Origin of the sequence: Collinsella aerofaciens (genome assembly GCF_009876115.1) — a bacterium.
GTDB lineage: Bacteria > Actinomycetota > Coriobacteriia > Coriobacteriales > Coriobacteriaceae > Collinsella > Collinsella aerofaciens_N.
The window spans coordinates 10,668-22,436 of the sequence record NZ_WWSY01000011.1; the positions used below are offsets into that span (position 1 = coordinate 10,668).

Below are 11,769 nucleotides of genomic sequence, written 5' to 3' on the forward strand. Positions count from 1 at the left end.
CATGGATCTTTCGACCTTGATGCCGCAACAGCTGCAGATCGTCAAGACGCTCGACCGTCCGCTGTTTGTCTCGGCGGGCGCCGGTTCGGGCAAGACCTTTACCCTCACGCGCCGCATCGTCTACGCGCTCTCGCCCGAATCCGGTCCGTTCGTTGAACATCTGGACCAGGTGCTCGCCATCACCTTTACCAAAGATGCCGCGGCCGAGATTCGCGACCGCGTGCGCCGTGCGCTTATCGACGAGGGCATGGACGAGGAGGCACTGACCGTCGACGACGCGTGGATCTCGACCATTCACGGCATGTGCTCGCGTATCCTGCGCGCACACGCGTTGGAGCTGGGCATCGATCCCGAGTTCACGGTGCTCACCGATACCGACGAGCTCATGGATCAGGCTGTTGAGCATGTGTTGGGTCGCGCGACGGCGCCCGATGCCGCCCCCGAGCTCGCGGCATCGCTCAAGGCCCTCTACGCCTGGTATCCCATGGCGGGCGAGGGCGGTCCCTTTGGCGCCGGCACGACCGTCAAAGGCCTGGTGCGCGATCTGTTGGAGCTATCGAGCCAGCTGCCGGGCGGTATGGACGACGTGTGCGTGGCGCGCGGCCAGGCCGATACCTCGGCACTCGCCGATGCCTATCGCGCGGCGTTGGGCGCAAGCAAGGCCGCGACCGAGAAGGCACAGACGGCGCTCGATGCCATCGACGCGTTCGAGGCGAGCGGCAAGACCATGACCGATGCGGCGCGACTCATGATGTCGTGTACCATGCCTCGGGCGAGTAAGGCATTCCCTAAGGAGCAGGTGGAGCTGCTCAAGGCCGAGGCGGCCGATGCGTTTATCAATATCGTGCTTGCCTGCGGCGGCCCGGCGCTCGATGCGCTGGTGGGCCTGGCTCGCTCCGTCGAGGCCGAGTATCGCGCACTCAAGGCCGAGCAGTCCGCCCTCGATAACAACGACCTGCTGCGCATGGCCTATGAGGCGCTGCGCGACTACCCGGCTATTCGAGCAGCCTATGAGGGCCGCTTTAAGATGGTCATGATCGATGAGTTCCAGGATACCGACCAGATGCAGGTTGACCTGATCCGTTACCTGACCGGCGCGGGTGAGCGTGCGCTGTGTACCGTGGGCGATGCGCAGCAGTCGATTTATCGTTTCCGTGGCGCCGAGGTTGAGGTCTTCCGCCGCCAGGAGCGCAAAGTGGGCTCCTCTGCTGCGCCCGAGACGGCTGTCGCATCCGATGCCCCCGCCGGCGAGCTCGTCAAACTCGTGCGCAACTTCCGCAGCCACGACGAGGTGCTGCGCTATGTGGCGCGCGTCTTTGACGGCGATACCGGTGGTTTGATGCAGGGGTTCTTGGATCTTGAGCCGAGTGACGATCGCGAGGACAAGCTCAAGGCAAAGGCTTCGCGCCGCCAGGCGGTCTTCGTTGCCGGTGGCAGCACGCAGGAGCGAACGCAGGCGAAAGCTCGTGCGATTGCCGAGCGGTTCCAAGCGCTCGTCAAAGCGGGGCAGCCCCAGGGCAGCATGGTCCTGCTGCTGGGCCGCATGACCAACGCCGATGTCTATGCGCAGGCCTTCCGCGACCAAGGGCTCGACTGCGTGATCGCAGGCGGCTCGGTCTTTGCCCAGGCTGCCGAGGTGCAGACGGTGCGCGCTCTGGTGTGCGCGCTCGCCAATCCGGTCGATACGGCGCAGGGCCTTATGCCACTGCTCGCCTCGCCGATGTTTGCGCTCGGCGCCCAGGAGTTCCTGGCGCTGGCGACCAAGCTGGACGACCAGACGGGGGAGACCTCGCGCCGCAACATCGACGTGGGCATCATGAGCGATTCCGATGTGCCGGGTTTGCAAGACTTGCCGCTCGTGACGCGCGCCCGCGAGGTGCTGCGGTATGCGCTTCGTCGCGTGGGCCGCGATTCGTTCGCCGCCATCGCGCGCGATACTGTCAACGCTTCCGGCTGGTTTGTGCGTCTGGCACAGCGTGGTCCCGAGGGCAAGGCCATTGCCGCCAACGTGCTTAAGGCGCTCGATGCCGTGGCCGAGGCGGAGGCCGAGTTCGGTAACTCGCCGCGTTCCATTGCGCTTGCCTTCGAACGCTTCTTGGCGGGCAAGGAGGCCCCAGGCGCCCTCAACGAGGAGGGCGACGGCGCGGTGCGCATCATGACGGTGCATGCCTCCAAGGGCCTGGAGTATCCGGTCGTGGCGGTTGCGGAGTGCTTTGGCGTGCGTAAGTCCTCGGGTGCGGCTCAGATGGGGCGTGTCGAGGGTGGAGCGCAGGTCGTGGCGCTGCCGGCACGCTTCGACGGCGTTAAACTCGCGGACGGCACGTTCGTAAAGGGCGATGACGTCAAAAAGCAGTTTGAGCATGCGTTTAAGGGTAAGGGCACGTCGCTATGGTTGCCGCCGGAGCTCATGGAGGATGTCTGCGCGACGGGTTCTCCCGCCGAGGCATTCGTTCGCCTGCGCAACGACGACCTGCAGCTTTCGCTCGAGGAGCGGGCTCGCTTGCTCTATGTCGCCATGACGCGAGCGCGCGAGCTGGTCATTCTGGCGATGGATGTCGGCGTGAGCCGCGGCAAGGTGACGGCGCCGACCTTCGATGTCGAGACGGATCTGACCTACGACGTGCTGCGCCGCATCCTGCCGACCGACAGCCTGGACATACCGCAGCTCGATAGCGACCGTTTGGTGTTCGACAACTCCAAGCCGGGCGACTACGAGCTCATCTCGCTGGCGGACTTTACGTTTGGCGAGCAGGCGTTTGAGGTCAACGCTTCGCTGGATGTCGAGGGCAGGCTTGTCCGCGGCGATGCGGAGCCGGAGGGTGCCGGTGCGGATGCCCACGCCGCTGTTCCCGGTCCAGCCGACCCCGAGCCCGATGCGTTTGAGCTCGTGTATCCCCAGGCGGTGGGCGTGCGCATGGGCACCTGCCCGTATCCGGCGCGCGATTCGTACAGCTACTCGTCAATTGCCGCGGCGCTGCATGCCGAGTCCGAGGACCGAGCCGCCGAGGCGCATGTGCCCATGGACGAGGCTGGCGATGATGCGGAGTCGGATGGTTCCGAGATGACGGATGCAGGCGTGGCCGCCGTTGAGCCCGCCGGCAACCCCATGGCGCTGGGCTCGGCGTTCCATGCCGCCTGCCAGTGGCTGATCGAGATGGGTGCCGATGCGCTGCCCGCCGAGCGTGCCGACGCCCTGGCTCGCCTGTGGCGCCTGACGCCGGAACAGCGCGAACGCTTCGACGTTGCCCTGGATCGCTGGCTCAAGTCGGCGGTCCGTGCCGAGCTGCTTGCCTGGCCGTGCGTTCGCGCCGAGGTGCCGTTCTTTTCGCTGGGCTGCGAGGATGAGGACATCGCTCGCTACGGTGCATATGCCGAGGGCGCCATCGATGCTTTGGCGACGAACCCGGCGGATTCGTCACGCGCGCTGGTCATCGACTACAAGACGGGCGGCACACCGGACGAGACGCCGGAACAGCTGCAGGAGAAGCACGCCCTGCAGGCGCGCGTTTACGCTGATGTTCTGCACAAGGCGGGCTTTGAGGCCGTGACCGTCAAGTTCGTCCGTGTGGAGCAGCTGGATCCAACCATCTTCGTCGAACCCGCCGAACCTCAAGTAGTCACCTACAACCTTTAGCCCTCAGATAACTTGCGGTGGAATACGGACTGTTCTGGCCAAAAAAGCCGCCAAACAGTCCGCATTTCACCGCAACTGCGTGAGTAGCCGTGTGGGTTTGGCTAGGTTCGGGTGCTGTCCGTGCCGTGGGGTAAAATCGTTCAGTCAGAACACGAACCCGCATCGGAGCTCATCACATGGCATTTGTCCATCTGCACAATCACACTGTTTTCTCCATGCTCGACGGCGCAACCCGTATCCAGGATATGGTCAATCGTGCCGTTGAGCTGGGCATGCCCGCCGTCGCCATTACCGACCACGGCTACATGTATGGCGTGCCCGACCTGGCGCTGGCCTGCGACGCCGTCAACCACAACACGCCCGAGTACAAAACCTGGAGCCACGACAAGGCCTTCTTGGAAAAGGATCGCCGCGACGAGCTGGTGGAGCCCGATCCCGAGGAAAACCCGCGCGAGCATGCCCAGTATGTGAAGGACATGGCCATGTGGGACGAGAAGGGCAACATCGACGAGCTCAAGCCGCCCCTGGTCATCAAGCCCATCTTTGGCTGCGAGGTCTACTTTACGCCGGACGAGACCCTTGCCCGCGACCATAAGCCCGAGCTCTACCACATGATCCTTCTGGCCAAGGACCAGGAGGGCTACGTCAACCTGATGCAGACGGTCTCCGAGGCAGCCGTGCAGGGCTTTTACTACAAGCCCCGCGTGACGCTCGACAACCTGCGCCGCCACGCCAAGGGCATGATCTGTACCAGCGCCTGCATCGCGGGCATCATTCCCAAATACATCGATCGCGGCGACATGGAAGGCGCCATCAAGTGGGCCGAGACCTTCCGTGATACCTTCGAACCTGGCGACTTTTATATCGAGATCCAGGAACACGGCATCACCACCGACAACGGCCTGACCGATGAGCAGATGGACCGCACGCTCATCGACATCGCTAAGCAGGTAGGCGTCAAGGTCATCGCCACCAACGACTTCCACTACCTGCGCCGCGAGGACGCTCCCGTGCAGGACGTCATCATGTGCATCGGCATGAACGCCAAGGTCGACGACCCCAACCGCATGCGCATGACTGGCTCGGAGTTTTACATGAAGACCGAGGAGGAGATGCGGGCGATGTTCCCGTATTGCCCCGAGGCCTGCGACAACACGCTCGAGATCGCCGACAAGTGCTACGTCGAGCTGGACTGGGACTCCATCATCCTGCCGCGCTTCCCGTTGCTCGACCCCGGCGAGACGCACGAGAGTCAGTTCCGCCGCGAGTGCGAGAAGGGCCTGCGCCAGCACTACGGTGACGACTGGGCCACGCGCGAGATCGGTGGCGTCAACATCAAAGAGCGCTTTGAGTACGAATACAAAGTCATCTGCGACAAGGGCTTTGCCGCCTACTTTTTGATTGTTGCCGAGTACGTGCAATGGGCCAAGGACAACGGCATTGGCGTCGGCCCCGGCCGTGGCTCGGCTGCCGGCGCTATCGTCGCCTACGCCATGAACATCACCGCGTTCGATCCGCTCGAGAACGGCCTGATGTTCGAGAGGTTCCTGTCCCCGCAGCGTACCGAGATGCCCGATATCGATATGGACTTCGACGATGAGCGGCGCCTCGAGGTCGTGGAGCACGTTCGCCAGCTCTACGGCCCCGAGAAGGTCACCCACGTCATCACCTACTCGACCATCAAGGCCAAGCAGGCCATCAACGACGCCGCTCGCGTCCTGGACTACCCGGTCTACATGGGCCAGCGTCTGTCCAAGATGGTCTCGAGCGACCCCAAGGTCAAGCTCAAGCAGGTGCTCGAAAAGCAACCCGGCAAAGAGGACCTGTTTAACCCCGATTTTGCCGAGGCATATAAAAAGGACGACGACGCCCGCCGCATCATCGACACGGCGCTCTCAATCGAGGGCCTCACCCGTGGCGAGGGCGTGCACGCGTGCGCCGTTCTGATCTGCCGCGACCCCGTCAACGAGCACGTGCCCACCAAGCTCGACACCAAGGGCGGCGTCGAGATTACCCAGTACGAGGGCCATACCGTTGCCGACATGGGCCTGCTCAAGATGGACTTCTTGGGCCTGCGCACGCTGACTGTTATCTCCAAGGCAAAGGCAAACATCAAGAAGAACTTCGGCATCGACATCAAAGAGGAAGAGATTCCCTTTGACGACCCCGAGATCTTTAAGCTCATGGGTTCCGGCCACACCGCCGGCGTCTTTCAGGTCGAGTCCGCCGGCATGACGGCCACGATCAAGAACATGAAGCCCACCGAGTACAAGCACGTCGTGGCATTGATCGCTCTGTACCGCCCGGGCCCGCTGGGCGCCGGCATGGTCTCGTCCTACATCAACCGTATGAACGGCAAGGAACCGGCGGTTTCCTACGACGACCGCCTGGACGACATCCTGGGCGAAACCTACGGCACCATGGTCTACCAGGAGCAGGTTATGCTCATCTCCGTCGAGATGTGCGGCTTCTCCAAGGGCGAATCGGACTCGCGTATCCGTAAACCCGTGGCTAAGAAAAAGATCAAGCTGCTCACGTCGACGGTGCTGCACTGGGAGGATGGCTCGGACGAGACCACCTACGACCACTGGATGAACGGCGCTATCAAGAACAACTATACGCGCGAGGTCGCCCAGAAGATTTGGGACGATGTTCTCGAGTTCGCATCTTACGCCTTTAACAAGTCGCACTCCGCCGGCTACGCCATCCTGGTTATGCAGACGGCGTGGCTCAAGGCGCACTATCCGCACGAGTACATGGCGGCCGTTCTGACGTCCTACACGGGCAAGACCGACAAGATCGTTCATTACGTCTCGGCGTGCCGTCACGACGGCATCCCCGTGCTTTCGCCAGATGTCAATGAGTCCGGTACCGAGTTCACGGCTACCAAGGAGGGCGTGCGCTTTGGTCTGGCCGGCATCCGCGGCGTGGGCACCGGCGTGGCGCAGGCGATTATCGCCGAGCGCGAGGCGGGCGGTCCGTTTAAGACGCTGCACGACTTTGTCGAGCGCGTGGACTCGAGCCAGGCCAACCGTCGCGTGATCGAATCGCTCATCAAGGCAGGCGCCTTCGACTCCACGGGCTATCCACGCCGCCAGATGATGCACTTTGTGGACAAGAACAACCCCGAGAACATCATCGACGCCGCGGTAAAGCGCCAGAAGGATCGCGCGAGCGGCCAGACGTCGTTCTTCGATATGTTTGGCGACGTTGAGGGCTCGGGCTTTGAGGTGAGCGTGCCCGATCCGGATGGCCAGGAGTGGGACCGCCACCTTAAGCTGAGCCAGGAGAAGGAGGTTCTGGGCATCTATGTCTCGGACCACCCGCTGCGCCCGTTTGAGTATGCACTTAGCAAAGCGCGCGACTTCTCGTTCTCGCAGATCGACACCGGCTACGAGGTGCAAAACCCCACGGGCGGTACCATCAACCAGGAGATTCCCGAGGGCAAGGCGCTGTGGTGGGCCGGTATGGTCTCGAGCGTGTCCAAGCGCGTGACCAAAAACGGCGACCCCATGGGCATCGTGCAGCTCGAGGACATGGAAGGCGAGGCCACCGTCGTGGTGTTCCCCAAGACCTATAAAGAGGCCGAGGGGTACCTGTACGGCGAGGTCGATCCCGAGACCGGTGCACAGCTGTCCGATGCGTTTGTGCGCATTAAGGGCAAGCTCGAGCGCTCGGACCGCGGCGACCAGATCATCGCGCAGGAGATTGTGCCGCTTGAGCTCAACGAGGAGAGCAACAAGCCCAAGGTGTTTGAGGTCATGGTGCCCAACAACCGCTTTAGCCAGGGCAATATGGCGCGTCTTGCCACGGTGCTTACCACCAACCCGGGCGGCGACCGCGTGGAGATCTTTATCGAGCAGGTGGACGGGCGCGTACTGCGTGCCGAGGTACCGGCCAAGGTCAACGCACGCTCGATTCCGTTGTTGGCAGAGGCGAAGGCCATCGTGGGCAACCAAGGCAGAGTGACGGTGATCTAAGGGCGACCTTGCTGGTCCGCGCGAGATTGGAGGAAGTGATGGCACAGGGGACGTTTGTGCAGGCGCTTCGTAAGGAGGCGGCGCTCAGCAGTACCTTTATGAAGGGGCGCTCGCTCATGCTCAACGGTGCCGTGCTGTCGTTCGAAGATTCCGGCTCGCGCTTCTCCAAAAACGTGCACATCGAGGGTACAGTGCGCGGCTCGCGCGGCGACCTGTACAAGACGCACGTGGCGCTCGACATGGACGAGCACGAGGTTATCGACTACGATTGCGATTGCCCGGCCGCCTTCCGCTATTCCGGCATGTGCAAGCACGCCATCGCCACGGCGCTAGCGTATCTGGATGCCAGCGGCGCCGAGCCCGTCGAGGGTTTGCGCACGCCGGTCCGCACGTTTACGGTACCGCCCGCACAGTCCAAGCAGCCCGCCCGTCCCGCGCCCACCGCATCTGCGGTCAATCCCAACTTTCCCTTCCCGGCGCCCGTCCCCACGAGCCCAAGCCTTGTGGCGGCGCTTTCCGATCTTTCGGACGCGCGCATGGATGAGCTCGTGGCCATGCGTCGCAAGCTCGCCGGCACCATTGACCCCGATGCGCCCAAAGCGGTGCTGGAGCCCTCGCTGGTGCCGTACTACAATCCGCTGTTTGCCGATCGCTTTAACTGGGCGCTTGAGTTTCGCATTCGCTGCGGTTCGGTGTCCTACGTGGTTAAGGATATCGACGGCATGGCCGATGCCTATGTGCGCGGCGGTACGTTCTCCTATGGTAAGAAGCTTACGTTTGTCCATGTGCCCGAGGCGTTCGATGACGTGTCGACAAAGCTGCTCGACTTTATCGCAATGACGGTCGCCTACCTAGGCGATATTACGAGCTCGCGCTCGGCATCGTATGACTTTGCCCGCAGCGGTTTTGTCGCCGAGCGTCAGTTGCCGGTATCCGAGTATTCCATCGTGTCCGTGCTGGACCTGCTGTGTGGCAGGACCCTGTCCTTTGAGCCTGCTTGGTCGCGGGGGACGACGACGCATCGCGCCTACGAGGTGGCGGTCGAGCCGTCGCCGCAGGGGGAGGGCGAAGTCCCGGCCAAGCGCCCGCCGCTCCTTGCCGCCAAGATTGCACCGGCGGCGGGAGGCAGCTATGACCTGCGCCTTCCGGCCGATATGTACTGCTTTGTCGCTGGTGACGCAGCCTATCTGGTCGATACGCGCCGCGCGCGCCGTACCGACACGGCGTTTGCCCAGCATGCGGCACCGTTCCTGTCGCGCTTGTTGCCCTGCCGCACGCCGGTCCATATCGCCGCCGACCAGGTGGGCGAGTTCTGCCGCATGGCGCTGCCTATCTTGCGCGACTACACCGACCTGACCGCCCCCGCCGCGCTCGATGCCGTGGCGCCCGAGCCGAGCTTTGCCATGGCGATTGGCGTCGACGATGGCCTTGTGACCTGCAAGATTACAGTGGCCTACGGTGATTGGTCGGCAGATCTCTTTAGTCTTGGTGCTCCGGGTAGTCCTTTCGAAGAGCAACGCCCCGGCGTTCCGCCCCGCGATACGGTGGCGGAGTTTCGCGTTATGGACACGGCGGCCCTGTACTTCGATTTCTACGAGGGCGGCCTGGCGTTTGAGGAGCGCGATGACGAGAGCTTGTTCCACTTGCTGACCGAGGGCCTGTCTGCCTTGTCCGAGCTGGGCGAGGTCATGCTCAGTGATCGTCTGCGCCAGATCTCGGTGCGCCCCGCGCCCAAGCTTTCGGTGCGCGCGACCGTCAAGAGTAACCTGCTCGACGTCGAACTGGGCGCAAGCGGGCTCTCGTCGGCCGACCTTGCCATCTATCTCGATTCGTATAAGCGCCACCAGACGTTTGCGCGCCTCACGTCGGGCGACATCATTCGCCTGGACGAGGGAGTGCGCGCCGCGTTTGGCCTTGCCGAGGACTTGGGCGTCGATGCCGTCGACCTGCTCGATGGCGTGTCGCTTCCCGCGTCGAGCACCCTGTTCGTCGACAGCATGCTTGCGCGCACGCCCGAGCTCGAAGCCGATCGCGACGCTGCATTCCGTCGCACCGTTGAACGCCTGGACACGCTCGGCAAGATGGACTTTACGGTGCCGGCCTCGCTCAAGGCCACACTGCGCGGCTATCAGGTCGACGGCTACCAGTGGCTCGGCTCGCTCGAGCATCTGGGCCTTGGCGGCATTTTGGCCGATGATATGGGTCTGGGCAAAACACTGCAGATGATCGCACATATCCTGGCGCGCGTGGAGGCGGGGGACGCTAAGCCCACGCTCGTGGTATGCCCCGCGTCGCTCGTGTACAACTGGGCTGCCGAGTTGGAGCGCTTCGCTCCCTCGCTTGATGTGTGTGCCATCGTGGGCGCCAAGGCCCAGCGTCGCGTGCAAATTGCCGGTGCCGCCGAGCACAACGTGGTCGTGACGTCGTATGACCTCATGCGTCGCGACATCGACGAATATGTCGAGCAGGACTTTGCCCGCGTAGTGCTCGACGAGGCCCAGTACATTAAAAACCCGCTCACGCAGGTGGCGCGCGCCGCCAAGCGCCTGCCGGCCGGCGTGCGCTTTGCCTTGACGGGAACGCCCATCGAAAACCGCCTGTCCGAGCTTTGGAGTATCTTCGACTTTTTGATGCCGGGTCTTCTGGGCACGCGCGACTCATTTGCCAAGCGCTTTGAGAGTCCCGTCGAACATGCCGAGGGCGACAGTGCCGCTCGTCTGCAGGCGCTCGTGTCGCCGTTTGTGCTGCGTCGCGTCAAGGAAGATGTGGTGGCCGACCTGCCCGAGAAGATCGAGGATACGGTGATGGCGCAGCTTGCCGGCGAACAGCGCAAGCTCTACCTGGCCAACCAAGACCGCATCGCCCAGCAGGTGCAGCACCGCGAGGCCGGGGAGTTTAAGAAAGATAAGCTCAAGGTGCTCGCCGAGCTCACCAAGCTGCGCCAGATCTGCTGCGACCCGCGTCTTCACTACGAGGATTACAAGGCGGGGAGCGCCAAGCTCGATACGTGCATGGAGCTCGTGCACGGCGCACTCGACGGCGGGCATCGCATCCTGTTGTTCAGCCAGTTTACGGGTATGCTCGATATCATCGGCAAGCGCCTGTCTAAGGAGGACATCGCCTTCCTTAAGCTCACGGGCGCTTCGTCTAAGGAGAGCCGCGCCAAGATGGTTGCGCAGTTCCAGGCAGGCGAGGTGCCGGTGTTCTTGATTTCGCTCAAGGCGGGCGGTGTTGGCCTTAATTTGACGGCTGCCGACGTGGTCATCCACTACGACCCGTGGTGGAACGTGGCCGCGCAGGACCAGGCGACCGATCGCGCCCACCGCATTGGCCAGCAGCACACCGTGACCGTGTACAAGCTCATCGCCAAGGACACGATCGAGGAGCGCATTATGCAGATGCAGGAGTCCAAGCGCGATCTGGTTAACAGCGTGCTCGGCGGCGATGGCATCTCATCGGCACTGTTCACGCGCGAGGATGTTCTGGCACTGCTCGGTGGCGACGGTCGCTAACTTGCGCATGCCGATGGGTGCCAGGACAGGTACTCGGAATTGCCTGAGCGCCCTGGACTCTGCCGAGCCCCTCGATATGTGTTCATTTGCCATGCCGTGGATGGTTCGCCTACCTTTGGGCATAAGAAGCATCAGGAATATTGGCACATCAGCAAAGGAGAACATCATGGCGAAATTCTTTAAGGACTCCGACGGCAAGCTCGTTGCCGCCCTTGGCGACGGCGTTGCGACCCCTGCCGGCTGCACGGAGCTGACGGCAAACACCGAGGATGCGGCGCACGAGAAGCACGTGCCTGTTGTCGAGATCGAGCGCGACGGCCACGTCATTCGCGCGCGCGTGGGCTCGACGGAGCACCCCATGCTGCCCGAGCACTACATCGAGTGGATCGCGCTTGAGGCCGAGGGCCGCCTGGAGGTCCATTACCTTGAGCCCGGCATGAAGCCCACGACGTTTTTCGCTGGCGGTTCCAAGACCGGTACCGTCTATGCCTACTGCAACCTGCATGGGCTGTGGTCCGCGACGTTCTAGGAGCGCGCCCCCGCTCGGGGTATCATAGCTAGCATATGCACATGCGAGCGCCGGCTGCATTATGCGGCCGGCGCTTTTACTACGACAACGACGTTTTAAGACGGAAAGGGCGGG

The 11,769-nt window shown here is 63.0% G+C and carries 4 protein-coding genes; all 4 read left to right on the plus strand.

All coding sequences use genetic code 11. The features are described 5' to 3' along the window. Window position 1: 1 nt before the first annotated feature. The 4 genes from GT571_RS06795 to GT571_RS06810 all read left to right on the plus strand — a co-directional run bounded on the left by GT571_RS06795 (window position 2) and on the right by GT571_RS06810 (window position 11,655). Window positions 2-3,634 carry a UvrD-helicase domain-containing protein gene (locus GT571_RS06795; protein WP_161156246.1) on the plus strand — a complete coding sequence of 1,211 codons (3,633 nt, stop codon included), beginning with the start codon at window positions 2-4 and terminating at the stop codon, window positions 3,632-3,634. 176 nt (window positions 3,635-3,810) lie between these two features. Beyond that, the gene (gene dnaE, locus GT571_RS06800; RefSeq protein ID WP_161156248.1) at window positions 3,811-7,614 is read left to right on the plus strand and encodes a DNA polymerase III subunit alpha; all 3,804 of its coding nucleotides are present in this window, start codon (window positions 3,811-3,813) and stop codon (window positions 7,612-7,614) included. Between the two features lie 38 nt (window positions 7,615-7,652). Next, a complete protein-coding gene (locus GT571_RS06805; protein WP_161156250.1) occupies window positions 7,653-11,126 on the plus strand; it encodes a DEAD/DEAH box helicase in 3,474 nt (1,157 codons plus the stop codon). A 166-nt stretch (window positions 11,127-11,292) separates the two neighbouring features. Continuing rightward, window positions 11,293-11,655, plus strand: coding sequence for a desulfoferrodoxin family protein (locus tag GT571_RS06810; RefSeq protein WP_161156252.1), 363 nt, complete (start codon window positions 11,293-11,295; stop codon window positions 11,653-11,655). Window positions 11,656-11,769: the final 114 nt, after the last annotated feature.

Coding starts and splice junctions, on each gene's coding strand:
- GT571_RS06795 (WP_161156246.1), top strand. CDS start 2: ATGGATCTTTCGACCTTGATGCCGCAACAGCTGCAGATCGTCAAGACG.
- dnaE (WP_161156248.1), top strand. CDS start 3,811: ATGGCATTTGTCCATCTGCACAATCACACTGTTTTCTCCATGCTCGAC.
- GT571_RS06805 (WP_161156250.1), top strand. CDS start 7,653: ATGGCACAGGGGACGTTTGTGCAGGCGCTTCGTAAGGAGGCGGCGCTC.
- GT571_RS06810 (WP_161156252.1), top strand. CDS start 11,293: ATGGCGAAATTCTTTAAGGACTCCGACGGCAAGCTCGTTGCCGCCCTT.